The organism is Geomobilimonas luticola (assembly GCF_018476905.1).
In the GTDB taxonomy this organism is placed as follows: Bacteria; Desulfobacterota; Desulfuromonadia; order Geobacterales; family Geobacteraceae; genus Geomobilimonas; species Geomobilimonas luticola.
Genome location: NZ_JAHCVK010000003.1, coordinates 284,198 through 310,414 on the forward strand (window position 1 = coordinate 284,198; position 26,217 = coordinate 310,414).

The 26,217-nt window shown below is 62.3% G+C and carries 22 protein-coding genes; all 22 read right to left on the reverse strand.

Going from position 1 to position 26,217, the window contains the following annotated elements; all coding sequences use genetic code 11:
• Window positions 1-230: 230 nt before the first annotated feature.
• The 22 genes from KI810_RS10330 to KI810_RS10435 all read right to left on the reverse strand — a co-directional run bounded on the left by KI810_RS10330 (window position 231) and on the right by KI810_RS10435 (window position 26,159).
• Window positions 231-671, reverse strand: a complete 441-nt coding sequence (locus KI810_RS10330) for an MOSC domain-containing protein (protein ID WP_214175451.1) — start codon at window positions 669-671, stop codon at window positions 231-233.
• Window positions 672-715: 44 nt separating this feature from the next.
• Window positions 716-1,696 (reverse strand): GTP 3',8-cyclase MoaA, encoded by a 981-nt coding sequence (gene moaA, locus KI810_RS10335; RefSeq protein ID WP_214175452.1) that lies wholly within the window; start codon window positions 1,694-1,696, stop codon window positions 716-718.
• Window positions 1,683-2,903: a molybdopterin molybdotransferase MoeA gene (locus KI810_RS10340; RefSeq protein ID WP_214175453.1), complete on the reverse strand. Its 1,221-nt coding sequence runs from the start codon at window positions 2,901-2,903 to the stop codon at window positions 1,683-1,685. The genes moaA and KI810_RS10340 overlap by 14 nt, the downstream gene beginning before the upstream one ends.
• A 16-nt stretch (window positions 2,904-2,919) precedes the next feature.
• The gene (locus KI810_RS10345; RefSeq protein WP_214175454.1) at window positions 2,920-3,459 is read right to left on the reverse strand and encodes a hypothetical protein; all 540 of its coding nucleotides are present in this window, start codon (window positions 3,457-3,459) and stop codon (window positions 2,920-2,922) included.
• Between the two features lie 379 nt (window positions 3,460-3,838).
• Window positions 3,839-5,812, reverse strand: coding sequence for a (Fe-S)-binding protein (locus tag KI810_RS10350; RefSeq protein WP_214175455.1), 1,974 nt, complete (start codon window positions 5,810-5,812; stop codon window positions 3,839-3,841).
• Window positions 5,813-5,894: 82 nt separating this feature from the next.
• A complete protein-coding gene (locus KI810_RS10355) occupies window positions 5,895-7,223 on the reverse strand; it encodes an electron transfer flavoprotein subunit alpha (RefSeq protein WP_214175456.1) in 1,329 nt (442 codons plus the stop codon).
• Between the two features lie 101 nt (window positions 7,224-7,324).
• Complete coding sequence (locus KI810_RS10360) at window positions 7,325-8,140, reverse strand: electron transfer flavoprotein subunit beta/FixA family protein (RefSeq protein ID WP_214175457.1); 816 nt, start codon at window positions 8,138-8,140, stop codon at window positions 7,325-7,327.
• A 107-nt stretch (window positions 8,141-8,247) separates the two neighbouring features.
• Window positions 8,248-9,399: an acyl-CoA dehydrogenase family protein gene (locus tag KI810_RS10365; protein WP_214175458.1), complete on the reverse strand. Its 1,152-nt coding sequence runs from the start codon at window positions 9,397-9,399 to the stop codon at window positions 8,248-8,250.
• A 201-nt stretch (window positions 9,400-9,600) separates the two neighbouring features.
• A complete protein-coding gene (locus KI810_RS10370; RefSeq protein WP_214175459.1) occupies window positions 9,601-10,506 on the reverse strand; it encodes an electron transfer flavoprotein subunit alpha/FixB family protein in 906 nt (301 codons plus the stop codon).
• 96 nt (window positions 10,507-10,602) lie between these two features.
• Window positions 10,603-11,379, reverse strand: coding sequence for an electron transfer flavoprotein subunit beta/FixA family protein (locus KI810_RS10375; protein ID WP_214175460.1), 777 nt, complete (start codon window positions 11,377-11,379; stop codon window positions 10,603-10,605).
• 75 nt (window positions 11,380-11,454) lie between these two features.
• The gene (locus KI810_RS10380; protein ID WP_343213490.1) at window positions 11,455-11,910 is read right to left on the reverse strand and encodes a PaaI family thioesterase; all 456 of its coding nucleotides are present in this window, start codon (window positions 11,908-11,910) and stop codon (window positions 11,455-11,457) included.
• Window positions 11,911-11,933: 23 nt separating this feature from the next.
• Entirely contained in the window at window positions 11,934-13,925 is a 1,992-nt protein-coding gene (locus KI810_RS10385; RefSeq protein WP_214175461.1) for a heterodisulfide reductase-related iron-sulfur binding cluster, read from the reverse strand.
• Between the two features lie 80 nt (window positions 13,926-14,005).
• Window positions 14,006-15,211 carry a 3-oxoadipyl-CoA thiolase gene (locus tag KI810_RS10390; protein WP_214175462.1) on the reverse strand — a complete coding sequence of 402 codons (1,206 nt, stop codon included), beginning with the start codon at window positions 15,209-15,211 and terminating at the stop codon, window positions 14,006-14,008.
• Window positions 15,212-15,229: 18 nt separating this feature from the next.
• Entirely contained in the window at window positions 15,230-16,756 is a 1,527-nt protein-coding gene (locus tag KI810_RS10395; RefSeq protein ID WP_214175463.1) for a 3-hydroxyacyl-CoA dehydrogenase, read from the reverse strand.
• A 3-nt stretch (window positions 16,757-16,759) separates the two neighbouring features.
• Window positions 16,760-17,530 (reverse strand): enoyl-CoA hydratase, encoded by a 771-nt coding sequence (locus KI810_RS10400; protein WP_214175464.1) that lies wholly within the window; start codon window positions 17,528-17,530, stop codon window positions 16,760-16,762.
• A gap of 148 nt (window positions 17,531-17,678) precedes the next feature.
• Window positions 17,679-18,131 (reverse strand): MarR family winged helix-turn-helix transcriptional regulator, encoded by a 453-nt coding sequence (locus KI810_RS10405; RefSeq protein WP_214175465.1) that lies wholly within the window; start codon window positions 18,129-18,131, stop codon window positions 17,679-17,681.
• A 77-nt stretch (window positions 18,132-18,208) separates the two neighbouring features.
• Window positions 18,209-18,403, reverse strand: coding sequence for a plasmid mobilization protein (locus KI810_RS10410; protein ID WP_214175466.1), 195 nt, complete (start codon window positions 18,401-18,403; stop codon window positions 18,209-18,211).
• Window positions 18,404-18,475: 72 nt separating this feature from the next.
• Window positions 18,476-19,351 (reverse strand): succinate--CoA ligase subunit alpha, encoded by an 876-nt coding sequence (sucD, locus tag KI810_RS10415; RefSeq protein ID WP_214175467.1) that lies wholly within the window; start codon window positions 19,349-19,351, stop codon window positions 18,476-18,478.
• Window positions 19,352-19,362: 11 nt separating this feature from the next.
• Complete coding sequence (sucC, locus tag KI810_RS10420) at window positions 19,363-20,526, reverse strand: ADP-forming succinate--CoA ligase subunit beta (protein ID WP_214175468.1); 1,164 nt, start codon at window positions 20,524-20,526, stop codon at window positions 19,363-19,365.
• Between the two features lie 135 nt (window positions 20,527-20,661).
• A complete protein-coding gene (locus tag KI810_RS10425; RefSeq protein WP_214175469.1) occupies window positions 20,662-21,498 on the reverse strand; it encodes a 4Fe-4S dicluster domain-containing protein in 837 nt (278 codons plus the stop codon).
• Between the two features lies 1 nt (window position 21,499).
• A complete protein-coding gene (locus tag KI810_RS10430) occupies window positions 21,500-24,085 on the reverse strand; it encodes a molybdopterin-dependent oxidoreductase (protein WP_214175470.1) in 2,586 nt (861 codons plus the stop codon).
• A gap of 34 nt (window positions 24,086-24,119) precedes the next feature.
• The gene (locus KI810_RS10435) at window positions 24,120-26,159 is read right to left on the reverse strand and encodes an oxidoreductase (RefSeq protein ID WP_214175471.1); all 2,040 of its coding nucleotides are present in this window, start codon (window positions 26,157-26,159) and stop codon (window positions 24,120-24,122) included.
• Window positions 26,160-26,217: the final 58 nt, after the last annotated feature.

The following is a 26,217-nucleotide window of genomic DNA, read 5'->3' on the forward strand; positions in this document are numbered from 1 at the left end:
GTCATTTTTTTCATGCAGCGCGATATTTTCACGCGCGGCATGCTAATTTACCCCATAAACTCACGCGCGCACAACGGGCAAACAACGCGCAACTAACTATTCGGCAAGGATTTTTTTGTGACAGGAATCCAGAGGGGACTATTTTTAAACCGTGTTATTATGAGCTTTGTCCAACGAAAAAATGAAGCGCATCATCACCCCCGAAAAGCTCCCCACCCCGGCAAAGAAGTTCAGGCGCCCTGCTCGACCGAAACGACATCCCCCGGCTTTACCACTCCACCGCGGAGCACCTTGGCGAAAATCCCCTCTTTCGGCATGACGCAGTCTCCGGCCTGGTAATAGATGGCGCATCGCGTATGGCACTCCTTGCCGATCTGGGTCACCTCCACCAGAGCCTCACCCAGATGAAGCCTGGTTCCCACGGGAAGGGAAACGAGATCGAGCCCCCTGGTGGTGATGTTTTCCGCAAAGGCACCGGCCGAAACGGAAAGCCCCAGGCGGCGCATTTTCTCTATGCTTTCCTCGGCGAGCAGGCTTACCTGCCGGTGCCAGTCCCCGGCATGGGCGTCGCCGACGATGCCGTGGTCGACACGCAGCTCCACCTGGGGGACGAGGGTTTTCCTCTCCCCCTTGTTTTCACTGATACAGACTGCGACGACTTCACCTTTCATGGCTGTCACCACCTTGCGCGTGAATTTCCCGGCATGTGCCGACCCTAGCCGCCTATGCACGACATGGCGATGGGCCGGCGGGATACGGTCTCATCATGGAGCGAGTGCTGCCGTGGTTTTGCACTCACCATCCGGCGCAGCACCTCCTGCAGCTCACCATCCCCCCCCTCGCCGAGGAAGGGTTTCAGGTTCATCACTCCGTTGTCGAACAGGCAGGTCTTGAGCATACCGCTGGAGGTAACCCGGATACGGTTGCACTCATGGCAGAAATGGCACGAAACGGGCGTTATCAGGCCGATCTCCCCCTGGGCGCCGGCAATCCGGTAATACACGGCCGGGCCGTCCATCGTATCCTTCTCCACCTTCTCGACGGCAAACGCCCGGGCAAGCCTTGCCAGCAGCTCTTCACCGGGGACCATGAGCGACTGCTCCCTGCCGTCGTTCAAGGTGGGCATGTACTCGATGAACCGGATCTTGTAAGGGGCGTCCCGTGTCAGGGCGGCGAAATCGAACAACTCGTCGTCATTCACCCCCCTCATCATCACGACGTTGATCTTGATGTTCCGGATGCCGGCCCGCTCGGCCGCATCGATCCCCCGCAGCACCCGCCTGAGGTCACCCCCGCGCGTAATGCTGAAAAACCGCTCCGGCCGCAGCGAATCGAGACTGATGTTCAGACTGCTCACACCGGCGTTCTTCAGCCCTTCCGCCATCTCTTCCAGGAGTATGCCGTTCGTCGTCAGGACCAGCTTCTTCAGTCCCTCGATCTGGCCGAGCTTTTCCAGGAACGGCGTAATTCCGGGCCGGCACAGGGGTTCGCCGCCGGTGACCCGGACCTTTTCCACCCCGATGCCGACCGCCCCCCTGGTCAGGCGCAACAACTCGTCATAGCTAAGAAGGTTGTCCTTCCTGCTCTTCCGGCAGCCGGTGGCCGGAACGCAGTACAGGCACTTGAGATTGCAGCTGTCGGTTATGGAGAGCCGGAGGTAGTTTATGGATCTTCCATACGAATCACGGAGCGGCATTGTCCATCCTCCTGTCCGACGCGGTATCCAGCAGGGTGACATCGAGCACGTCACCGGGCTCCAGGCTGGCCCCGGGCGGCAACTGCACGTAACCATTCCCCGCCGTCATCGAAGAGAGGCGGGAAGAGCTCTGGCGACCCGTGGACCCTACCACGTACTTCCCTTCATGCAGTGTGGCATCGACAAAAACGACATGGGGACGTTCGCCGGCATTGCGGAACCCTTCGGTTGCCGTCCCCTTCACCACCGGGCGGCAAACATTCCGCACCCCCCGCATGGTGAGCAGTGCGGGCCTGACGAAGAGCTCACCGGCAACCATGGCCGATACGGGATTGCCGGGAAGGGCGAACACCGGCCTCCCCTTGAGCAGCGCGAAGGCGACCGGCTTCCCCGGCTTCATGCGGACCTTCCAGAACACGATCTCACCCCCCAGGGATTGAATCGCCTCCTTGACATGATCCCGGTCCCCCACCGACACCCCGCCGGTAGTAAGTATAACATCGTACTGCAGAGCTTCTTCGATTTTCTCGCATACGGTTTTCCGCTCGTCCGCCGCGATCCCCAGGATGTGCGGTCTGCCGCCGCACTCCAGGACCTGGGCGGCAAGGCTGAAACTGTTGCTGTTGATCGTCTTACCCGGAACCGGCTCCGTATCCGAATCCACCAGTTCGTCTCCCGTGGCGATGATGGCGACCGACGGAACCCTGTAGACGCTGACCGAAACCTTTCCCAGAGAGGCAAGCAGGCCGATCTCCTGGGCCCTGAGGGTGGTGCCGGCCACGATCACCTGGTCGCCCATCCTCACGTCATCACCCGCCTTCCGCACGTGGGCCCCGGCCTTTATCCCACCCCGCAGCCTGATGCCTTCGACCGTCTCCTCCACCTCTTCGATGGGAACGACGGTGTCACTGCCGGGGGGGAGGGGGGCGCCGGTCATTATCTTTACCGCTTCCCCTGCGGCAAGGGGTGTATCTCGGCGCTCCCCGGCCGGAAGAAACCCGACGACCCGAACAGACTCCCCATGACATGTGGCAGCAGAAAACGCATAGCCGTCCATGGCGGAACTGTCGGCAAGGGGGATATTCCAGGGGGCAACCACATCCCCGGCGACGACCCGACCCAGCCCCTGCAGGAGAGGAACGTCCTCGCTCCCGAGGAGTCCGGCATGCCGCAAAACAAGGTGTCGTGCTTCTTCGATGGATATCATCCCGGCTTCTCCTCCCCTATGCGGGGATGTATCGTTCGACCGTCCGCCACCCGCCGTCCGGTGAGATGGTACCGTGGGCCACCAGCCATTCGTAAAGCTGCCGGTATTCGTTTTCGTTGGGGAATTCGCCCGCTGCATTCGACGGCACGGGGAGCGCTGCACCGTTTGCCTTGCGGGAATAGAGACCGGCAAGGGTGGAATTGAACCGCTCCAGGCTCTGCCGGCCGAACAGCGGGATGAACTCCGCACATGCGCGCATCTCGTCCATCATGACCAGCTCCTTCGGCTCGTCACTGTCGATGATGATGGAGGCATCGTCACCGACCGGATCCCGCCGGAACGAGCCGCCGATGTCCATCGCATCGAAATCGTCCGATTTCCAGATGATGCGCGCCGACGTTATGTAATGGGGGGTGACCACAATGCCGAGGGTCGGCCAGGTAAGACTTGCGAGGGCGATCATCGTCTTGGCCCGCGCTATGGTGACGTCATTGCCGGTCTGCTCCCGGATGACGTGATGGAACGTGGTGATCAGCTGGAGAGTGGTTGCGCTCATTGTTGGGTCTCCGTCTGTCGTGTCGATCTGAATCTCTTCCGACACCCCAGGGAAAAATCTACGCTGCTTTCCCGCGGGATATAGTTGTACTATACAACTTTATACATCCCATTGCAAGCACAAAAATTGCGTTTTTAAAATATTGTTTGTAAATTAAACGGCGATTATTTATTGCTAATCACCGCCATGCATTGCCATAACCAGCCGGAATCGTTGCATGGAACAGCGGCAACAATTCGGGGCCGACACCCCTTTCATGACCTCAATACATGCTTACCATTCCCTTGTTCTATTTTTTACATGGTGCTCGGGACGTTGCAGCCACCCGTCGCCCGACCTACGACACGACACTACACAGCGTCGTCACGACGCAGGGCCATCACGCGGATTTTTCCCGTAACACCGCTTCGGCCAGGACCTCGGCCAGGTCCCTGACCCTGACGTTTTCGGCTTTCACATCCTTGAGCCCATCCTCGATCATGGTCATGCAGTAGGGGCAGGAGACACAGATGGTATCCGGGTTCTGCTGCAGGGCTTCTTCCACCCTTGCCAGGTTTATCCGCGTCCCCGCGTGCTCCTCCATCCACATCCGTCCCCCACCCGCGCCACAGCAGAAGGCGTTGTCGCGGCTTCGCTCCATCTCCGCCGGAGCGGTGCCGGTACTGGCCCGGATGACCTCACGGGGGGCATCGTAGACGTCGTTGTGCCGCCCGAGGTAGCAGGAATCATGGAATACGGTAGCGCCGAAGGCTGCCGCCGATGTATCGGGCGCCAATCTGCCGTCCCGCACCAGGTCCCGCAGGAGCTCGGAATGGTGGATCACCTCCAGTTCCAGGCCGAACTGGCGGTAGTCGTTTTTCAGGGTGGAGAAGCAGTGGGGGCACTGGGTGATGACCTTCGTCACCCCCCGCTCCCTGAAGAGCGCCACGTTCTCCCGCGCCATCCGGTCAAAGACGAATTCGTTCCCCAGGCGGCGTACGCTGTCGCCGCAGCACTTCTCGTCCTTCCCCAGTATCCCCCAGGAGATGCCGGCCCGGTTCAGGAGCTGGGCCAGCGCCACCGTCACGTGCTTGTTGCGGGAGTCGAACGAGCCGGCGCATCCCACGTAGAAGAGGTACTCGGTCTTTCCCGCCTCGAAGGGTTTTACCTCCAGGGTGGACGACCATTTGGTCCGCTCCGTGGGGGCTATCCCCCAAGGGTTGCTGCGACCTTCCATGTTTTCGAACAGGTTGAGCAGCTCCTCGGGGAACCGGGCCTCGGCTTCCACCAGATTACGGCGCATCTGGACGATCTTGGACACATGCTCGATGAAGACCGGGCACGCCTCCATGCAGGCGCCGCAGGTGGTGCAGGACCAGAGGGTCTCTTCCGTACAGCTCCCCTCCCCTTCGCCGATCAGGGGACGGGAAGGGTTCTCTCCCTTTTTGAGGAGCGGGCCGTTTTCCAGGAGGTTGACCTTGATGTCGTGGATGACCCCCCGGGGGTTGAGGGGCTTGCCGGTGATGGCGGCCGGGCAGACATTCTGGCAGCGACCGCATTCGGTGCAGGAGAGGGAATCCAGGAGGTCCTTCCAGCTGAGACGGTCCACCCGTGCTGCACCGAACTCGTTACCCGGAGCGAACTCCTCCCGCGGCTGGGTGTTGGGCTGCTCAAGCCGCCGGAAGAAGCAGTTGGGGATGGCGGTGAGGATATGGAGGTGCTTGCTGTTGGGGAGATAAGCCATGAACAGCAGCAGGGCTATGGCATGGACCCACCAGCTGGCCAGGTAGTAGAGGGGGGCCGACGACGCCGTGATCCATGAGGCGACGAGCCCCGAGACCGGCAGCCAGGAACGGGCCCCTGCCAGTTCCCCTCCGGCGATGCGGGAGCCGTTGATGCCGAAGGAGGCGAGCATCAGGATGGCGATCAGGCCGAGAATGGCAAAGGCTTCGACGGTGCGCGCCTCGGGATAGGGGGGGGACGCCACCCGGCGCACCGCGGCGACGCAGACGGCCACCAGGGCCAGGAGCGACACCACGTCAAGCAACAGCGCCAGGGGGTGGTATATCCCCGCGGAAAGCTTCTCCAGGGCGACGGCAGGGAACACCCCGTGGAGCACGAATTCCCCATTGGCGATGAGCAGGACGAGGAACGACCAGAAGATGACCGCATGGTTGACGCCGAACGGCCGTGCAACGACCCGCTTCTGGCCGAAGGCGTAGCGAAGCATCTCGCCGGCGCGGCGGCCGGGGTTATCGAAGCGCTCCTCGCCGGTGCCGACGGTCACCAGGCTCAGCCGGCGCCAGCATCCCCAGGCGAAGATGCTCAAGGATATCACCAGCAAGGGAATGAAGATGGTCGGATTGGGTGTCATGCAAACCTCGTGTAGTCTTAGGGACTGGGGGCTGGGGAATAGGGACTGGTACAAGCCTTTGCTGGTCCCTCGTCCCCAATCCCTAGTCCCTGCCTTTCCGCCGTTTCAGCTCGCGGATATGCTCCGTCAGCATGGGGACTATCTGGAACAGGTCGCCGACGATGCCGTAGGTGGCAACCTCGAAGATGGGGGCGTTGCGGTCGCGGTTGATGGCAATGACGATGTCCGAGTCCTGCATCCCCACCAGGTGCTGTATGGCGCCGGAGATACCGCAGGCGATGTAGATCTTGGGGCGGACGGTCTTGCCGGTCTGCCCGACCTGGCGGTCGCCCGGCATCCAGCCGGCATCGACTGCACTGCGGGAGGCGCCCACCACGCCGCTCAGCTCGTCGGCCAGGTCCTGGAGGAGGGTGAAATTCTCGGGAGCCATCATGCCGCGGCCGCCGGAGACGATGAAATCGGCACCGGCTATATCCACGTGGCTCTTGCTCCTGGCGTCCCGGATGATCTCGATGACCTTGGTGAAGATGTTCTCTTCCGGGACGGTGAACTCTTCCCGGATGATTTCCCCCGTCGAGGCACCGGTACGGTCCGGCAGGGGCATGACGTTGGGGCGGACGGTGGCCATCTGGGGACGGAATTTGTCGCACATGATGGTGGCCATGATGTTGCCGCCGAAGGCCGGGCGGGTCTGCATGAGGTTCCGCTTGGCGTCGATGTCCAGGCCGGTGCAGTCGGCCGTGAGACCAGTGGCGACCCGGGTGGCGACGGCACCCGCCAGGTCGCGTCCCATGCCGGTGGCCCCCATGAGGATGACTTCGGGTTTATACCGGTCGATGAGGTGGCAGCAAGCCTCGACATAGGCTTCGGTCCGGTAGTTCCTGAAGACCGGGGCATCCACCAGGTAGGCTCTGGTAGCGCCGTAGGCAAACGCCTCCCGGCAGAGGTGTTCCACGTTTTCGCCGATGACCATGGCGCACAGATCCACCCCCAGCTTGGCGGCCAGCTCTTTTCCGATACCGAGCAGTTCCCACGAGACCTTGGCAGGTTCCCCTTCGGTCTGTTCGATGAAGACCCATACCCCCCGGTAGCCGGCCAGCTTCTCTGCCAGGGCGGCGGCTTCCGGGTCGATCTCCTCTTCGACGGGGGTGGCCGAAGCAGCCAGCTCGTCCAGTATCTTCCGCTCCTCGGGGGTGAAATACATCTCCAGTGCGGTGGCGGGACAGATTTTCACGCATTTCTGGCAGCCGATGCATTTGGCACCGTTGACCACCGGCTCGCCGGCGTCGTTCATGTCGACGCAGTTGACCGGGCAGACGCTCTGGCAGCGGGCGCCGCAGGCGATGCAGGCTCCGGCGATGAGCTGCGCCACGCCGCGGGGTTTCTTGGTCGGTTTCTTCGCTTCGGTCATGGATGGTTCCTTACGGTTTGGGGTATGATCAAACCCCTCCCCCGCCTCCCCTTGTCAGGGAGGGGCTATCTTCCCCCCTGACAAGGGGGGACCGAGGGGGGTTACAACGCCAGCAGGTCTTTACTGAGAAGCCTGTCAATCAGCATCCGGGTCGCCGCCGCCGGCTCGGCGATGCCGTCCCCCAGGATCTCCCCCTTGGCCCGTTCCGGGGAGAATATCTTGCTTACCCAGGTGGGGGAGCCTTTCAGGCCGATGTTCTGTTCATCGAGCTTGAGTACCTGGTTGTTCCAGACCTCGACGGTGGCTTCCGCCGCAGCCAGCCGCAGGGGAACCTTGGGATAGCGCGGACGGTTCAGTTCGCGGACAACGGTGAGCATGGCCGGCAGGGGGGTTTCCACGATTTCGTGGCGCCCTTCCAGCTTTCGGCTGACGCGGATCTTTCTCCCGACGGAGTCCAGGTTCACGATACGATCAACGAGGGTCAATTGCCGGAAGTTGAGGCGGCTGGCAATCCCCGGGCCGACCTGGGCGGTATCGCCGTCGATGGTCTGCTTGCCGCAGAGCACAAGGCCAACCCTGTCGAACTCGTCGTGCAGCTTGCGAATGGCCGCAGCGAGTACATTGCTGGTGGCCAGGGTGTCGGCACCCCCAAAGACCCGGTCGGACAGGAGGATGGCCCGGTCGACCCCCAGGGCCAGTGCTTTCTTCAGGGTGGCCTCGGCGTTGGGCGGCCCCATGGAAAGCGCTGCGACCCTGTACCCGAACCGGTCCTTGAGCCGCAACGCCTCCTCCAGGGCATGGGTGTCGTAGGGGTTGACGATGAACGGGATCCCCTCCCGCACCAGGGTGTTGGTCACCGGGTCGATCTGGACCTGGGTCGTGTCGGGTACCTGTTTGATGCAGACGACGATAAGCATGGGGACCTCGGGAAATCATGGGCGGATATTGCATTCAATATTACATGTAAAATACGGTGACAAAAAAGTATCTCCTCCTGGGCAGGGGGAGATACCTGTTCCAGGGTTCAGCTGACGTCCTTGATCATGTTGCGGGCGATGATGAGCTGCTGGATCTGGCTCGTCCCTTCATAGAGCCGGAACAGGCGCACATCGCGATAGAACCGCTCCACGGCGTAGTCGCGGATGTAGCCCGACCCTCCCAGTATCTGCACGGCCCGGTCCGCGACCCTGCAGACCATTTCCGAAGCGAACAGTTTGCTGCAGGAGGATTCGGTGGAGATATTCTTCTTCAGGTCGTACTTGCGCGCGGTTTCCAGCACCATGCATCTGGCTGCGTAGATCTCCGCCTTGCTGTCGGCAAGCATCGCCTGGATCAGCTGGAAGTCGGCGATCGGTTTATTGAACTGCTTCCGGTCGACGGCGTACCTGAGGGCCTCGTCGAGTATGCGGGTCGCCGCCCCGACGCAGACCGCGGCTATGTGGGTACGGGACTTGTCCAGGACCTTCATGGCCGTCTTGAATCCGACCCCCTCCTTCTCGCCGATGATAGCGGAAGCCGGCACGCGGCAGTTGTCCAGGATCACGTCACACACGTGCCCCCCCCACTGCCCCATCTTCTTTTCGTTTCTCCCCAGGGACAGGCCAGGGGTTCCCTTGTCCACCAGAAAAGCGGAGATGCCGCCGGCACCCTTGATGTCGGGGTTCGTCCGGGCGAATACCGTAAAGACGCTCGCCTCCGGCGCATTGGTGATGAACCGCTTCGTTCCGTTCAGTACGTAGTGGTCGCCGTCCTTCACCGCCGAGGTGCGGAGGGAGGCGGCGTCGGAACCGGCATCCGGTTCGGTCAGCGCGAAGGAGCCGATGATCTCTCCGGAAGCGAGCTTCGGCAGGTATTTCTTCTTCTGCTCTTCCGTTCCGTCGATGACGATACCCAGCGCCCCGATTCCCACGTTGGTGCCGATGACGGACCGGAAGATCGGGGACGCCTGGCACAGTTCGAGGACGACGTTGATCTCCTCTTCCAGGGTCAATCCCAGGCCATCGTACTCTTCGGGGATGGAGAGTCCGAACAGCCCCAGTTCCCGCATCTCATCGATTATCTCATGGGGAATCTCGTCATTTTCCGAGCACTGCTCTTCAAAGGGGATGAGGCGCTCCTTGACGAATTTCTGCACGGTTTCAACCATGACGTTCAGGGTACTTTCATCTTTTATCATACGATAGCTCCTTTCAACTGCGGAAGGATTGGAAATAACGGTGTAACTGTTGCGCATTAAAGCGCTGATATTCAAACTGTACGGAAAATACGGGGGAGGCTGGCAACCTCCCCACCATCACAGTGAAAGGCGCCCATGGCGGCGATAACAACCCTTCAACCTGAAACCCATGCAAGAAAAAGACAGGTGTCCTGACACCACTTACAACTTGGCCGTGAGCGCAGGAACGAACTGGAGCACATCGGCGACCACGAGGACGTCGGCGACCTCGCCGATGGGGGCGTCCTTGTCCTTGTTGATGGCGACGATGAAGTCCGATTTCTTCATCCCCGCCAGGTGCTGGATGGCGCCGCTCACCCCGCAGGCGATGTACAGCTTGGGACTGACCGTCTGGCCGGTGGTCCCGACCTGGTGGCTGTGCTCCACCCACCCCGCATCGACGACAGGACGGCTGGCGCCCAGTTCGCCCCCCAGTGCCTTGGCCAGGGCAGCGATGACCGGCACGTTCTCCTTCTTACCCACACCCCGCCCGGCGGTGACGATCACCTCGGCGCGGGTCAGGTCCACATCCTTCGCCTCGGCCGGCTCGTAACCGGTAAAGGTGACGTTGCTCATGACGGAGGCGGTTACCTTCTGCACGCTAGGGTTACCCCCGGGCTGCTGGGGGGCGAAGGCGCCGGCCTGGATGGTGATGACCGCCTTGGGGGTAGCAGGCTTGACGGTCCGCCGCATCTTGGCGTTGCAGCACCCCACCTCGAAGCCCCCCTCGGCCAGGCCGATCACTTCCGATACCTGGGCGACCCTGAGTTTGGCAGCCACCCGCGGCGCCAGGTCCCACCCGTAGGAGGAGTGGAGGAAGACGACGTAGTCGGGGTTTTCCTTCTGGACGGCATCGAGGATCAGCTGCTTGTGCAGGTCCGGGTTGTACTCCCCGCACTGGCTTGCGTCGGCCAGGTAGAGGGTGCCGCCGCAGGCGGGGAGCTGGCTGTCGCTCCCCACCAGCAGCATGGCGGTCTCCGCCCCGAGCTGGCCGGCAAAGCCCAGGAGCTCATAGGTGCTGTCGAGAAGTTTCCCTTCGCGGTATTCGCCGATCAGTAATGTTTTCATAATGCCTCCTTTGGAGGCAGGTAACGGTAGAGGTAGAGGTAGAGAAACCTGCTTTACTAGCTGCCTTCTTTACCTTTACCTTTACCTCTGCCTGCTTCACCTTAATATCGCGGTCTTTTCCTTGAGTATCCCCACGAGCTGGTCGGCCAGTGCCCCGACCTCCCCTTCCAGGACGATCCCCCCACCCTTCCTGGCGGGGGGGTGGAAGCTGACAGTGGCGGCCAGGGGCTCTTCCTTGAGGAGTTCCGCCACGGGGATGGCCTGGATCTCTTTTTTCTTCGCCTTCATGATGTTGGGGAGCGTCGGGTAGCGGGGGACGTTGAGCCCCAGCTGGCAGGTAACCAGGGCCGGGGTGGCCAGCTTGACGACCCCCTTGATCCCCCCCTCCAGTTCCCGCTTTGCAGTGACGGTCCCGTCGGCAAAGGCGAAGCCGACCAGGGTGGTGGCGCAGGCGTACCCCAGGTCTTCGGCAACGGTGACCCCTACCTGGGCCGAGCCCCGGTCCTGGGACTGCATGCCGGTAAAGATGAGGTCGTACCCCTGGTCCTTGGCGTAGGCGGCGATGATGCCGGCGATCTGCCAGGGGTCTCTGGTGGCTGGTGCGTCGTCCTGCACATGGACACCACGGTCGCACCCCATGGCCAGCGCCTTCTTGATCGCTTCGCCGACCCGGTCCGGACCGATGGAGAGGACGGTGAGTTCGGCGCTCTCCCCCAGCTGCTCCCTGAGCTGCACCGCCTGCTCCACGGCGTATTCGTCGTATTCGTTCATCCGCCACGCAAGGTCGCTTTCGTCGTACCAGGTCCCCCCCGCTCCCGGCTTGAACCGGGACTCCATGTCAGGCACCTGCTTGATGCAGACCAGTATCTTCATAAAACCTCCTGAGTAAGACTTTCCTCGGTCCCATTGGTCTTATAAGACCCATAGGTCCTAGCAACTTATGATACATCAGCCCAGCTTCCGGGCCCGCTCCTTGCGGTAGGCAGCGCTGAAGGTCGCGGCCTTCTCGCCATGGCAATTGTACACCAGCACTTCTCCCCGGATATCCCTTTCCGTTTCCTCGACGACTTTTCCGCTGGCACGGATCGTTCCTCCCCGTACGGGGAGATGGAACCGGAGCGAAAACGTGATGATCTCTATATCGTTTCCCACCGGCAGCTGTTTCTTTATCGCCACCGCCAGGGTCGTATGGGCAAGCGACGCAACCGCCCCCCCGTGCATCAACCCTTTCGACTGGGCAAGCTTGACATTGAAGGGCATGGACATTTCCGTACCGGTGTGGTCAGACTTCTCGATCTTCATCCCCAGATACTCTTCAAAGGGGGCACAGGCAATCTGATCCGTCAGTTTTGCCGGAAACGGTCCGGTCTCGCTGACCGGGATGTCGTACTGCTTTTCGTACACGTCATCCTCCCTGGCCAGGACAGTCAGCCCTGCCTGACGATCCGTTCCGCCACGATCTCCGCCAGGTCCCTGACGATGATATCCCCTTCCGCTCCGCCAGTCTTGATCCCATCCTCGAACATGGTAAGGCAGAAGGGACAGTTGGAGACCAGAAGCGGTGCCCCGGTCTCCTGGGCCATCCTGACCCTTTTCTCGCTGATCTTGGTGCCGAGCTTTTCTTCGGCCAGGATCCGCCCACCACCGGCGCCACAGCAGAAGCTGTCGTAGCCCGATTTCTCCATCTCCTGTATCCGGCCGCCGGCTGCCGCCAGAATGCTCCGCGGCTGATCCACGATGTCCATGTACCGCCCCAGGTAGCAGGAGTCGTGGTAGGTGGCGACGAAGGGCTCGGGCTTCAGGGTCAGGGCCCCTTTGTTAAGCAGGCTGTGCAGGTAGGTACTGTAGTGCTCCACCGGCACCTCCAACCCCAGGTCCTTATAGTCCCGGGAAAGGGTATTGAAGCAGTGGGGGCAGGTGGTGACGATCTTCTTCACCCCGTACCCCTTGATGAGTTCGATGTTCTCGGCGGCCATCATCTGGTAGAGGTACTCGTTACCCAGCTTTCTCGCCGGCTCGCCGCAGCACTTCTCTTCTTTCCCCAGGATGCCGACCGTGATCCCCGCGGCGGCGCAGATGGTGATGAAGCTCCGGGCGATCTCCCGGTTGCGCTTGTCGAAGGAGGCATAGCAGCCGACGAAGTAGAGGATGTCCACCTCAATGCCTTCCTCCATCCGGACGACCGGCAGGCCGTCGGCCCAGTCGCCGCGGGCGGCGAAGGCGAGCCCGAAGGGGTTGCCGTTCACCTCGATGTTGCTGATGGCGGTGCGCACCTCGTCGCCGGGGAAGGCCCCTTCCATGAGAGTGAGGTTTCTGCGCATCTCCAGGATCTTGTTGACGTGCTCGTTGTTGGCCGGGCAGATGTCCTGGCAGGCGCGGCAGGTGGTGCAGGACCAGAGAACATCCTGGCCGACGGTGTCGCAGAGACTGGCCGTCGGGTCGGTCTCGGCCACCTCACCCACCTGCTGGATCACCTTCATGGGGGAGAGGGGCTTTTCGGTGGCGTAGGCGGGGCAGCGGTCCTGGCACCGTTTGCAGCTGGTGCAGGCATCGGCATCGAAGATGTCCTTCCAGGCGAGGTCGGTGACTTTGGCCGCCCCGAACTGCTCGACGCTCTCGTCTTCCAGGTTGATGGTGCCGATGCTCCCCTTGGGTTCCAGGGGGGCAAAGAAAGCGTTCAGGCTGGTGGTGACGATATGGCGCAGTTTGCTGTAGGGAATGGCGCAGAAGAAGCCGAGCACCAGGGCGAAATGGAGCCACCAGAGCACCTTGTGGGTGGTCCGGATGGAGGCTTCGTCGAAGCTGGTGAAGAGCTGGGCCACCGCGTAACCGACCGGCGAGTAGACGGCCAGCCCGGGGTTCCGCTGCAGCTCGGTGGCCGCCATTCGGGCACCCTCGATGAGAAAGCCGGTGAGGAGGATGGCGAACAGCAGCTGGTGGATGACATAGTCCTGCTCTGTGGTCTCCAGCCCTTCGGGCTTTTTGACGAAGCGGCGGCAGAAGAGCCCTCCCAGCATAACCAGCGCCACGAGCCCCGCCAGGTCCAGCACCAGGGAGAAGGCTTTGTAGAATTCGCCGGAGAGGAGGTTGACGTGCATCAGCGGGGTGAAGAAATCGGCCTGGGCCATCACCAGCAGGGTGCCGACGAACAGGGTGAGGAACCCCCAGAAGAACAGGTTGTGGGGGAGCCCGCCGTCCTTTACCCGGGCCACCTTGCCCTGGCCGAAGACCTCGTCGATCATCCGCCTCACCCGCTCGTCGTACCGGTCGAAACGGTCCAGGGACCGGCCAAGCCGATAGAGAGGGAGGCGCTTCCAGAACCCCCACGCCAGCACCGCAACGGCTGCGATGCTCAGGAGGTACATGGGTATCACCACCCCGTGACCGATGTTCCAGTATATTTCGCGCGTCGCTTCCATGATCGATTCCTCGTTGGGGCAATCCCCGTGATCCCCCTCGAACCCCGGGCGAATACCGGATTCGCCCCCGCCACGTGGTGCTACTGTCGAACGTTTTCGATGACCACCGCCAGCCCTTGGCCGACGCCGATGCAGAGACTGATGACAGCATAGCGACCATTGCTTCTCTTCAACTGCCGGGCAGCAGTCAGTGCCAATCTGGCGCCGGACGCCCCCAGGGGATGCCCGACGGCGATCGCCCCGCCGTTCGGATTCACCCGGCTGTCGTTGAACGGTACATCCAGCAGCTTCAGACAGCTGAGGACCTGGGAGGCGAAGGCCTCGTTGATCTCGATGACGTCCATATCCTTGAGGGACAGCTTCGCACGGTTAAGCGCCTTCTGGATGGCGGTTACCGGCCCGATCCCCATGATCCGCGGCTCGACACCGACCGCCGCCGATGCGACGACCCTGGCCATCGGCTCGACCCCCTTGTTCACCCCCACGGAACGGCTCCCCACCAGCAGCATGCCGGCTCCGTCGTTCACACCCGATGCGTTGCCGGCGGTGACGACCCCGTCGGCGAAGAGGGGCTTCAGGCGGGCCAGCGCCTCCAGGTCCGATTCGGGACGGGGATGCTCGTCGGCATCGACGATGACCGGCGGCTTCTTCCCCTGGGGAATCGTAACGGGGGTCAGCTCCCCGGTAAAGAATCCTTCCCCGAGAGCCTTCGCGTACTTCGCCTGGGAGCCGGCGGCGAAGATATCCGCATCCTCCCTGCTGATGGCGAAATCCCTCGCCACATTATCCCCCGTTTCGGGCATGGTGTCATTGCCGAACCGGGAGATGATCTCCGGATGGGGGAAACGGGCGCCGATGGTGGAGTCGAACACCCTCAAATCGCGGCTGTAGGCTGACTCGGACTTTGCGAAGACGAAAGGTGCCCGGCTCATGCTCTCCACGCCGCCGGCCAGGTAGAGCTCCCCTTCCCCGCAGGTGATGGCACGGGCGGCATCGACCACCGCCGCCAGACCGCTGGAGCAGAGGCGGTTGACGGTCTGGCCGGGAACCGTCACCGGAAGCCCCGAGAGAAGCACCGCATGCCGGGCGATGTTCCGGCTGTCCTCACCCGCCTGGTTGGTGCAGCCGATGATGACATCCTCCACCTCGTCGGGCTTGAAGCTGTTTTTCTCCAGCAGCGCCTTCATGACACCGGCTACCAGTGTATCGGGTCGGACCGAAGCCAGCTTGCCGGCATGTCTGCCGAAGGGTGTCCGCAAACCGTCATAGATATAGGCATCCAACATGGGTTATTCCTCCCGGTATCAGTTTTCAGGGGTAAGCAGCGACACGCCGAGTCTGGCGCGCCTCGTGAGCCACGGGCTCGGCCGGTAGCGCGGATCGCCGTAAAATGCCATCATTTCGTTGAGAATTGTCAGGATGTTCCGCGGGCCGATGTCGTCCCCCCAGGCCAGGGGGCCCCTGGGATAACCGAGCCCCAGGGTGACCGCCCGATCCAGGTCGCCAGGGGAGGTGACCCGCTGCTGGACGATGTCGCAGGCATTGTTGACGATCACCGCCAGCACCCGCTGGGCAACGAATCCCGCGCTGTCGCGGATCACGGAGACGGGGACGCCGTCCTTCCCGAACAGGCCGTGGGCCGCATAGGCCACGTTCGGCGCCGTCAGCGGGGTCGTCATGAGGGTGCGATGGGAATCCAGCCCGAACAGGGTATCCAGGGCAACGGTACGGGCCGGATCCAGGTTCTCGGCCAGACAGGCGGTCGTCGCGTCCGTTCCGAGGGGCATGACGACGCAGACCGCATCGGCGGCAGGGGCTGTCCCCGTGTCCAGTGGAGCCCCCAGCCTGGTGACGAGATCGGTAACGGCGGCGTGGGCGTCGGGGCGGGCTGAGCTGACCCAGACCGAGGTGGGCTGGACGGCGGGCAACTCCGCTTCGGGGATCGCCTCTGCTCCTGCGGCGGTGTAGGTATAGAACCCCCGGCCCACCTTCCTCCCCAGAAGCCCCGCCATGAGGCGCTGCCGGGCGATGGGTGAGGGGCGCAGCCGCGGCTCCTGGTAGTACTGGTTGTAGATCGCCTCCATGGCCGGATGGGACACGTCGAGCGCCGTCAGGTCCAGCAGTTCGAACGGCCCCATCCTGAAGCCGGCCCCCTGCCGGAGTATCCGGTCGACGACGTGATGCTCGGCAATCCCCTCGCCGAGAACCCGCAACGCCTCGGTGACGTAGCCGCGCCCCGCATGGTTGACGATGAAGCCGGGGGTATCCTTGGCCCGCACCGGCGTATGCCCCATCCGGACAGCGAGGGAGGTGAGCGTTTCACCGACCCAGCTCTCCGTCAGGATGCCGTCGATGACTTCCACGATCTTCATGAGCGGCACCGGGTTGAAGAAGTGGAACCCGCCGACACGGCCCGGCAGCCGGCAGCCGGCGGCAATCTCGGTCACCGACAGGGACGAGGTGTTGGTGGCCAGGAGGCAGCCGTCGCCAACGACCCCTTCCAGGGACTGGAACAGCTGGTGCTTGACCTGGATGTTCTCCACAACGGCTTCGACAACGATATCCGCAACGGAGAAGGCATCGAGGGAGTCGGCGATGACAAGTCGGCTGACGGCGGCCTCGGCATCCTGCACCGGTATCTTCCCCTTTTCCGCAAGCTTGGCGAGAGCGGCCTGCACCGAATTCCGCGCGTCGGAAGCCGCACCCTCCTTGGCATCGAACAGGAGAACCGTCACCCCCGCCTGGGCCGCTATCTGGGCGATCCCCCGCCCCATTATCCCCGTGCCGACAATCCCCAGCACCAGGTCGCTTTTTGTGGCATCGACCGACATCGTCTACCTCCCCTTGTAAACCGGCTTCCTTTTTTCGATGAAGGCCTGCATCCCTTCCTTCTGGTCCTCCGTGTCGAAGAGGAGCTGGAAGGCCTTGCGCTCCAGCATGATGGCGGCATCAAGCGAGATGTCCTGCCCCGCCAGCACCACTTCCTTGATCTGGGCTACCGCGATGGGGGGCATGGCAGCGATGGCCGACGCCATTTTCAACGCCGCGGCCTGCACTTCGTCGTCGGGGAGCACTTCGCTGCACAACCCCATGGAGAAGGCCTCCCGCCCCGAAACCGGTTTGCCGGTGAGGATCATCTTCATGGCCTGGAACTTGCCGACCGCCCTGGTGAGCCGCTGCGTCCCCCCCGCCCCCGGCATGATCCCGACCTTGATCTCCGGCTGGCAGAAGGAGGCGTTCTCGCCGGCGATGATGATGTCGGCATGCATGGCAAGCTCGCAGCCGCCCCCCCAGGCATAACCGTTGACCGCCGCGATTATCGGCTTCGGGCAGACCGCGATCGCCTGCCAGTAGAGCTGGACATTGCGCAGCAGCATGTCGATGGCCCCCTTGTCGGCCATATCCTTGATGTCCGCACCGGCGGCGAAGCATTCGCCCCCGCCGGTCAGCACGATGCACCGCACCGCCGGATCCGCACCCAGCGCCCGGAAATGCTCGGCAAGCTGCTGCCGCACGGCAAGGTTGAGCGCATTCTTCGCTTCCGGCCGATTGAGCCTCACCAGGGCTACCCCATCTGCAGGATGTTCCAGCATCACTTCGCTCACGGTGGTCTCCTTGAACTTTTGCATGCAATATTACATGCAATCAAACATCGAGTCAATATCTTTTTTGCACTTTTCCGCCAAGAGCCAAATTTTCCGAGGGGGAATAAACGGGGTATCCGGGCGACACCGCCGGAAGGAGCGCTGGACGCTACAGACTGCACAGGTTCCCGTAGAATTTTCGCAGCACGTTCTTGCAGATATCGATATCCGCCTCTTCGATACCGGCCATGGCGTTTTCCAGCACCTCCTGCACAACCTGCGTCACGTCCTGCATCATCTGGTTGCCGCGATCCGTGAGAAACACGTTTTTCTCCCGGGCATCCGTGCTCCCTGGCAGGCGGACGATCAGCCCCGCCGACTCCAGTCCGGCCAGCATCCGGGTCATGGTCGTCTTGTCCTTGTTCAGGCTCTCGGCGAGGGTGTACTGGGGCTGCCCGTTCTGGTTCCAGACGTACACCAGCGTGGAGAACTGGTCCGAGGTGAGGGGGAGGTCGCGCCGCGCCAGTTCCTGGTTGATCCGTTTCAGGATCATCCGCGAAGCCTGGCTGGTCAGGTGACCAAGGGATTCTTCAAATGAATATGTCGTCTTGTTATGTCTCATTTAGTTGCATTCTACAACTTATTATACCCATGTCAAGAAGGTAATCAGGTCAGTTCGGCAAATTTCAGCAGTCATCACTACATCCAATCCGAGCAGCTTGAGTCAGCTATCTTCCCCTTCGTTATCAGGCCTGACCCGAAGAGAATTTCCCTGATAAAATTGGTCATATTTATGTTGTTCGACGTGGCAATATCCTGAATTTTTCGCTTCTCGTCTTCGGTAACCCTGATCGATATCACGTCGTACCTGGCATTTTCGCTGTATTTTCCCATGCAATCACCCCGTCCAGGGCGCATGAAGCGTTATCCCGCGTCATGCACCCCCCGTTGTTCCTGCCGTTTTTTTCAATTCCTGGGAGTGTAGATTTTGAGGAGCGCCTTGGCCATGTCGGCCGGACTGGCGGCTACGGAGATGCCGCACTCTTCCAGTACGGCCACCTTTTCCGTCGCCGTCCCCTTCCCTCCGGAGATGATGGCACCCGCATGACCCATCCGTTTTCCCGGAGGGGCGGTAACGCCGGCGATGTACGCCGCCACCGGCTTGGTCATCTGCTCCTTGACGAACCGCGCTCCCTCTTCCTCGGAGTTGCCGCCGATCTCGCCGATCATGATCACCGCCTCGGTGTCGGGGTCTTCCTCGAACATCCGGAGCACGTCCACATGGTTCGTCCCGTTGACCGGATCGCCGCCGATGCCGACGCAGGTGGACTGCCCCAGCCCCACGTTGGTCAACTGCCAGACCGCTTCGTAGGTGAGGGTGCCGGAGCGGGAGACGACCCCCACCTTCCCCGGCTTGTGGATGTACCCCGGCATGATCCCGATCTTGCACTGGCCGGGGGTGATGACCCCGGGGCAGTTGGGGCCGACCAGCCGGGTCTTTTTCCCCTGCATGTACTGCTTGACCTTGACCATGTCCAGGACCGGTATCCCCTCGGTGATGCAGATGACCAGGTCGAGCCCCGCGTCCACCGCCTCCATGATGGAGTCGGCGGCGAAGGGTGGCGGCACGTAGATGACGGAGGCGGTGGCGCCGATCTTGGCCACGGCTTCCCTGACGGTGTCGTAGACGGGGAAGCCGTCGATGACCGTACCCCCCTTGCCCGGGGTGACCCCCCCTACCATCTGCGTGCCGTACTCCCGGGCCCCCTGGGCGTGGAAGAGGCCGGTGGCGCCGAGCCCCTGGGTGATGACCTTGGTGTTCTTATCGATAAGTATGCTCATTGCTCTCTCCTTCAGGCGGCTACGGCCTGGACGATTTTCTGGGCTCCGTCGGCCATCCCGTCGGCGGCGACGATGTTCAGGCCGCTCTCGGCCAGCATTTTCTTGCCGATTTCCACGTTGGTCCCTTCAAGGCGTACCACCAGCGGCACGTTGAGCGATACCTGCCGGGCAGCCTCGATGACCCCGGTGGCGATGACGTCGCACTTCATGATGCCGCCGAAGATGTTGACGAAGATCCCCTTGACGTTCCTGTCGGAGAGGATGATCTTGAACGCCTCGGTGACCCGCTCGATGGTGGCTCCGCCCCCTACGTCCAGGAAGTTGGCCGGTTCGCCACCGGAAAACTTGATGATGTCCATGGTGGCCATGGCCAGGCCGGCGCCGTTGACCAGGCAGCCGATGTTGCCGTTCAAGGAGACATAGGAGAGGTCGTGCTGGGATGCCTCGATCTCGTTGGGGTCTTCCTCGTCGAAGTCCCGCATGTCGCCGATCTGGAGATGGCGGAACATGGCGTTGTCGTCGAAGCCGAACTTGGCGTCCAGGGCCAGCAGATCCCCCTCTTTGGTGACCACGAGGGGATTGATCTCCAGAAGGGAGCAGTCGCAGGCGAGGAAGGTGTCGTAGAGCCCCTGCAGCAGCTTGACCGCCTTGCCGGTCAGCTTGCCGGTCAGCCCCAGGCAGAAGGCGAGGTTGCGGCTCTGGAACGGGGTGAGCCCCACCAGCGGATCGACCGCTTCCCGGAAGATCTTCTCCGGGGTCGTTGCCGCCACCTCCTCGATGTCCATCCCCCCCTCGGTGGAGGCCATGACGGTAACCCGGGAGGTCCCCCGGTCAACCAGGAGGCTCACGTACAGCTCACGGTCGATGTTGCAGCCGTTTTCCACCAGGACCCGGGTGACCACCTTCCCCTCCGGCCCGGTCTGATGGGTCCGCAGGGTCATCCCCAGCATGTCCCGGGCAATGAGCCGTACCTCTTCGGAGGTGCGGGCCAGCTTGACCCCCCCACCCTTCCCCCGGCCGCCGGCGTGGATCTGGGCCTTCACCACCCAGGGACCTTCGCCGAGACGCTTCGCCCACTCCCGGGCACTCGCCCCGTTATAGCAGACATGCCCGTCCGGGACCGGCACGCCGAATTTCCGCAGTATCGCTTTTGCCTGGTATTCGTGGATGTTCATCGGGTTCTCCTTGCAGTCGCGGGATGACGGGCACCCGGAGATTGCATGTAGTTTTTCATGTAATTTTGAAGAATAAAAAGTACCGTCATGCATCCAGGGGGAACCCCCGGGACTGCATGACGGTTGTGTGGCCTGTCAGCGGTTCAGCTTGATCTCACCGAGGAACGTGATCTCCCTGTCGAGAACGAGGGGGGACGACTGGGGCGCATAGCCCGCCAGTTCATAGGTGATCGTCCCTTTCCCCGGCGCCACGTTCTTGAACTGGAAGTCGCCGAAACAGTCGGTAACCGCCTGCCGCTTCACCCCGTCGGCGCCGGTAAAGGTCACGGCCACGTTCGCCGCGCACTCGTTCCCCTCCGCCAGCCGGACGGTTCCGGAGAGGTTGGGCTTGGGGAGACCGACATAATAGACATTCGGCTTGGTGCCGTACTCGGGATGGAACGCCTCCCCCTGGTTGGCGGCGAGGAACTTGGATATCCTGCTCTCCGGGTCTTCCACGTCGCCGAAATACATGCAGCTCATGGGGCAGGACTGGGCACAGCGGGGCTCCTGCCAGTTGTCATCCACCAGGTGGGCGCAGAAGGTGCATTTCTGGGGGAGCCCCTTCTCTTCGTTCAGGTAGATGGAGCCGTAGGGGCAGGACGATACCAGCTCCTTCTGCCCCACCGCTTTTTCCGGATCGATGATGACGATCCCGTCGTCCCGCTTGTAGACGGCGCCGTTCTCGGCCGCCTTGGCACAGGGTGCGTCGTCGCAGTGCTGGCACGGTTTCGGGATATAGGTCACCTTGATGTGGGAAGGGTCCCACACCTGCTCCCGCTCCTCGATGCTGAGCCAGAACTGGCCGAAAGCGGGCTGCTCCGCGGCGATGGGCGGAAAGGCGTTGTAAACGTGCTCGTCCTTGCAGGCGATCTGGCAGTTGTAGCAGCCGATGCACTTGTTCAAATCTATGGCCATTGCGTATTTTGCCATGTTACACCCCCTCAGTCCATTTAGCTATTTCAACCAGGCACGAACCGGGGGCCATCCCCGCACAGTTTTTCGACAGGAACCGCGAGGAGGTCAGCTGGTTGATCGTCCCCCCCTTGTCGATGGTAGCATTGTTGCCCGGCTCACCCTGGGGATCGTACCCGCCGCCGGAGCTGTAGGAGTGCACCGCCCCTTCCCTGATCCGCTCGGTGACGTTGGCGGCGCAGAGCACCACCCCGCGGTCGTTCCAGACCTTGACCAGGTCGTTCTCCTTGATCCCGTACCTGGCGGCGTCCGCCGGGTTGATCCGGATCACCCAGTACCGGTAGCCGTTGATGAGGCGGCGGTGATGGGGGATCTCGTCGTTCCAGAGGGTCTTCCCGTCATGCTGGGAATGGAAGGTAAAGCGGGGATGGGGGGAGATGAGCTGCAACGGATACTTCTTCAGGATCTCCGTGCTCTCCGAACCTTCCCAGGACGGTACGTAGTGCGGGACCGGCGGCCGCTCGTTGTCGTTGGGATCGAATTTCTTGAGAAGCTGGGACTCGAACTCGATCTTCCCCGTCGGCGTCGAGAGGCGTGAGAGCCCTTCCGTGGCATTGGTGGGACGGTCGGTGGACATGGGGCGATCGGGTATGTCGATGGGACGCTGGTCATAGAACCACCGCAGTGCCGGCGTCGGCTTCTTGTCCATTTTCGGCGGAATGATGTAGTACCCCTTCTTCAGGAACTTCTCCCAGCTGATCACCTTGGGCAGGTCGGAGACCTCGTACATCCGCTTGATCCAGCTCATCTCGTCCGGATGCCCCTCGGTGAACATCTCGCCGATGCCGAGCCGCTCGGCCAGGAGCGCGAAGATCTGGTAGTCGGGCTTGGACTCACCCCGGGGCTCGATGCATTTCTGCTGGAACACGACCACCCGGGCGTTGGTGGGGGAGAGCTTGTTGGAGTAGCCGGAGATCTTGGCCCACTCGCCGATGTCGTACCGCTCGAAGTTGGTGCAGACCGGGAAGATGATGTCGGCGAACTTCGCTTCCGGCTCGTTGTAGATGGTCTGGTTGACCACGAACTCCAGCTTCGGATCCCGGTACATCCGGGCGAAGCGGTTGGTCTCCATCATGGTGCCGATGTAGGAGGCACCCTGACGGTAGATCATCTTGATCTCCGAGTAGCCGGGGAACGGGAAGGTGCACTCGGTCAACTGCTGCTGGGCGCTCTGGCCGTAGTAGCCGTACACGCCGCGCCAGGTCTGTGGCGGACTGATAACGCACTCCGGGAGGCAGGCCCGGTTGATCCGCTGGCGGATCTGGCTGGCCGTGGCCCGCTTCGGGAAGCCGCGGGGGCCGAGGTCCTTGGGACCGGCGCTGCCGCCGCTGATGCCGCCGTCGGCGTAGCCGGGGAAGAAGAATTCCCAGTCGGCCGGGGCGCCGCCGGTGGTGGAGTAGTAGTTGACACCCGGCTTGCCGAGCCCCTGCATCCCCATGAGGAGGACCATGGCGCGGGACCATTCATGGCCGTAGGAGGAGCGCATGATGTGCCCCATGCCGGAGCGGCCGCCGCCGGCCAGCGTGGTCCGCTTGCTGGCCCACTCCCGGGCGAGGGCTTTGATGATGTTCGCCTCGACGCCGGTTTTCTCCGCGGCCCACTCGGGGGTCTTGGCAACGCCGTCCTCGTTACCCATGAGGTAGGACTCCCACTTGTCGAAGCCGACGGTGTGGCTCGCGATGTACTCCTTGTCGTAGGTCCCCTCCTTGATCCAGGTGTAGGCGATGGCGAGCGCCATGGCGGTATCGGTCCCCGGCTTCGGCTTGATCCACTTGTCCCCGTCGATGACGGAGGTGTAGTTGCAGTGGGGGTCGATGAAGACGAACTTGATCCCGAGCTTCTTCATGTGGAAGCGCCAGTGATCGGTCTCGTTCCAGGCATAGTCGCCGGAGGTGGTGTTGGGGTCGGAACTCCAGAAGACGATCATGTCGGTGTTCTCGAAGGTATCGCCGAGCAGGTCGAAGGCGGGGGGCTGGCCGAGACGCCAGTGGAAGCCCCAGGCGTGGATGGCGCCCCAGTAGGACCCCTGCCAGCTGTCCGGGTCGTGGTCGATCCAGGTGCACCCCACCAGGTTCCAGAACCGCTCCAGGGCGCTCATCCGGTAGCCGATGTTCCCCCAGGAGTCGTGGGAGGAGCCGGTCACGGCGATGGCCGACGGCCCGTTCTCATCCTTGATCCGGACGATCTCGTTGGTGACGATGGAGAGCGCCTCGTCCCAGGTGATCGGTTCATAGCCGGAAACACCCCTGTTCTGGGGGTTGCGCTCGCCGTTCGGGTCGAAATCCACCCTTTTCAACGGCGTCAGCAGGCGGTCCTTGGAGTAGACCTGCTGCTTGCTCCCCTGGACCCAGCAGGCGATCCCCGCCTTGTTCGGCCGGACGAAGGTCTCCCCACGGGCCGTGATGGACCATGGCTTGGCATCGTCCTCCTGGGTATACTCCAGCGGCAGGATACGGACGATCTTCTTGTCCTTGACGAAGACCCGGACCGGACCGCTGAGGGTACAGTTCACATACTGCTGCTCATCCTTTGTCGTATACTTCATAGTTTTCCTCCCCGCGTTGGTTCTCTCTGATGTGTTAAATCTTCACCGCCACGTTGAACGCCGATTCGATGGACTTCATGGCATTGCCGACCTTGGCGCCGTCACCCACCTGGTACAGTTCCTTCACCTTCCCCTCCAGCGCCTTGGCAAGGGTCTTGTTGGAACGCTCGCCAACGCTCACCACCACGTGGTCCGCATCCAGGAGGAATTCCACGCCGGCCTTCTCGATCACGACGCCGTTGTCGTTGATCTCCTTCACCTTGGCGCTGGTGCAGACCCGGATGTTGGAGTTGTAGAAGCGCTTGATGGTGTAGTTGCGCGATGTATACCCCATACCGGGAACCACCCCTTCCCGCTCGGTGACGATGCTCACCAGTTTCCCCTGGGAGGCGAGGTACTCGGCCGTATCGACGGCGGCATAGCCGGCGCAGCAGGCATAGCTGTACTTGGAGTGGGTCCCCGTCGGGTCCCCCTCGATGGGGGCCGGCTTGGCGCAGCAGGTGTAGCTGCACTGGTAGCTGCAGGTCCAGATGACCACCTTCTCCCCCACTGCCGCCTTGCCGCTCATGATCTCCCGGGCATCGACGATGTTCTTGCCGTCGACGCCGGGTGTTTTGGCCGGGATCGCCGGGTCGGAGCCGACCGCCAGGACCACCGCGTCCGGCTTTGCCTGCTCAACCAGCTCGGGGGTGACCTCCGTGTTCAGGACTACCGTGACCCCCGCCTTGGGGAGGGCATGTTCGAAGAAGGTGAAGAGCCGCGCCGTCTCCGCCTTGGTGGGGGAGGTGGAGGCGAGGCCGTAGGCGCCGCCGATTTTTGCGGACCGCTCATAGAGGGCCACCTCGTGGCCGCGCCGGGCCGCAATGAGGGCCGCTTCCAGGCCGGCCGGACCGCCACCGACCACCATCACTTTTTTCTTTTCCGTTGCCGGGGCGTACTGGTCGAGGGATTTCTCGTCCAGGAGGCCGGCAGCCGGGTTGGTGAGACAGGTAGTGGGATAGAGCATCCAGAGGACATCGAAGCACCCCTGGCAGCACCAGATGCAGGGGAGGATATCCTCCGCCTTGCCGCTCAGCATCTTCTTGGCATAATCGGGGTCGGCGATCTGGGGACGGCCGATGCAGACGAAGTCGGCCTGATTCTTCTCCAGGATCCCCTCCACCATGTCCTCGGAAATCCGCTTGGCGACGGCGACGGGAATCTTCACCGTCTTCTTGATCCCTTCCGCCATGTAGACCCAGGACCCCCGCGGCGACGCCATGGTCTGGTCGTGGAGGCGATGGTTGGATTCCCGCAGGCCGGAGGAGACGTTGATCATGTCAGCCCCCGCCTTCTCCAGAGCGACGGAGATCATCCGGGAATCCACGTGGGTCACCCCCCCCGCCGGATAGTAGTCGTCGCCGTTGATCCGGCAGATGACAGGATAATCGTCGCCGCAGGTCCTCTTGATCTCCTGGATCACCTCGCAGCAGAACTTCAGCCCCCCTTCCATACCGCCGTACTCGTCGGTACGCTTGTTGATGAAGGAGGAAAGGAAGGAACTGAGCATGTAACCGTGGGCGAAGTGGGCCTCCACCGCGTCGTAGCCCGCCTTCTTGGCCCGCAGCGCCCCTTCGCCGAACTGGCGGAGGGTCTTTTTGCACTCGTACAGGGTCATTTCCCGCGGGGTGGCGTAGCCGAGCGCCTCGGCGCTGCCGAAGGAGGAGCAAGAGAGGGGCTGGGTGCCGGCGGTCTCCGCGGAGGTCTGCCGTCCGGAATGCATGATCTGCAGGGCGATCTTGGCCCCACCGGCATGGACGCTGTCGGTCAGCTTCTTGTGGCTGGCGATGTAGGAGTCATCGGAAATGGCGCAGTTGATGACGGAGCGGCCGATGGGATAGTCGATGGCCGCCGCCTCGATGATGATGAGGCCGACCCCCCCCTGGGCACGGAGCCCGTAGTAATGGCATGCCGCGTCGGTGAAGTGACCGTTGCGGGTATAATTGGTGCACATGGCCGGCATGATCAGCCTGTTCTTGAGCTCCATCGTGCCTATCTTGCCGGGCCTGGCCAACAGTTCGGGTATCTTTGACATAGGGGTCCTCCGCATCGGGATAGTTGTACTATACAACTACTAGTCATCTAATGCAACA

What these genes read in the sequence shown, in the direction of transcription:
- KI810_RS10330 (WP_214175451.1), bottom strand. Translation starts at nt 671, where the DNA reads ATGAAAGGTGAAGTCGTCGCAGTCTGTATCAGTGAAAACAAGGGGGAG.
- moaA (WP_214175452.1), bottom strand. Translation starts at nt 1,696, where the DNA reads ATGCCGCTCCGTGATTCGTATGGAAGATCCATAAACTACCTCCGGCTC.
- KI810_RS10340 (WP_214175453.1), bottom strand. Translation starts at nt 2,903, where the DNA reads ATGATATCCATCGAAGAAGCACGACACCTTGTTTTGCGGCATGCCGGA.
- KI810_RS10345 (WP_214175454.1), bottom strand. Translation starts at nt 3,459, where the DNA reads ATGAGCGCAACCACTCTCCAGCTGATCACCACGTTCCATCACGTCATC.
- KI810_RS10350 (WP_214175455.1), bottom strand. Translation starts at nt 5,812, where the DNA reads ATGACACCCAATCCGACCATCTTCATTCCCTTGCTGGTGATATCCTTG.
- KI810_RS10355 (WP_214175456.1), bottom strand. Translation starts at nt 7,223, where the DNA reads ATGACCGAAGCGAAGAAACCGACCAAGAAACCCCGCGGCGTGGCGCAG.
- KI810_RS10360 (WP_214175457.1), bottom strand. Translation starts at nt 8,140, where the DNA reads ATGCTTATCGTCGTCTGCATCAAACAGGTACCCGACACGACCCAGGTC.
- KI810_RS10365 (WP_214175458.1), bottom strand. Translation starts at nt 9,399, where the DNA reads ATGATAAAAGATGAAAGTACCCTGAACGTCATGGTTGAAACCGTGCAG.
- KI810_RS10370 (WP_214175459.1), bottom strand. Translation starts at nt 10,506, where the DNA reads ATGAAAACATTACTGATCGGCGAATACCGCGAAGGGAAACTTCTCGAC.
- KI810_RS10375 (WP_214175460.1), bottom strand. Translation starts at nt 11,379, where the DNA reads ATGAAGATACTGGTCTGCATCAAGCAGGTGCCTGACATGGAGTCCCGG.
- KI810_RS10385 (WP_214175461.1), bottom strand. Translation starts at nt 13,925, where the DNA reads ATGGAAGCGACGCGCGAAATATACTGGAACATCGGTCACGGGGTGGTG.
- KI810_RS10390 (WP_214175462.1), bottom strand. Translation starts at nt 15,211, where the DNA reads ATGTTGGATGCCTATATCTATGACGGTTTGCGGACACCCTTCGGCAGA.
- KI810_RS10395 (WP_214175463.1), bottom strand. Translation starts at nt 16,756, where the DNA reads ATGTCGGTCGATGCCACAAAAAGCGACCTGGTGCTGGGGATTGTCGGC.
- KI810_RS10405 (WP_214175465.1), bottom strand. Translation starts at nt 18,131, where the DNA reads ATGAGACATAACAAGACGACATATTCATTTGAAGAATCCCTTGGTCAC.
- KI810_RS10410 (WP_214175466.1), bottom strand. Translation starts at nt 18,403, where the DNA reads ATGGGAAAATACAGCGAAAATGCCAGGTACGACGTGATATCGATCAGG.
- sucD (WP_214175467.1), bottom strand. Translation starts at nt 19,351, where the DNA reads ATGAGCATACTTATCGATAAGAACACCAAGGTCATCACCCAGGGGCTC.
- sucC (WP_214175468.1), bottom strand. Translation starts at nt 20,526, where the DNA reads ATGAACATCCACGAATACCAGGCAAAAGCGATACTGCGGAAATTCGGC.
- KI810_RS10425 (WP_214175469.1), bottom strand. Translation starts at nt 21,498, where the DNA reads ATGGCAAAATACGCAATGGCCATAGATTTGAACAAGTGCATCGGCTGC.
- KI810_RS10430 (WP_214175470.1), bottom strand. Translation starts at nt 24,085, where the DNA reads ATGAAGTATACGACAAAGGATGAGCAGCAGTATGTGAACTGTACCCTC.
- KI810_RS10435 (WP_214175471.1), bottom strand. Translation starts at nt 26,159, where the DNA reads ATGTCAAAGATACCCGAACTGTTGGCCAGGCCCGGCAAGATAGGCACG.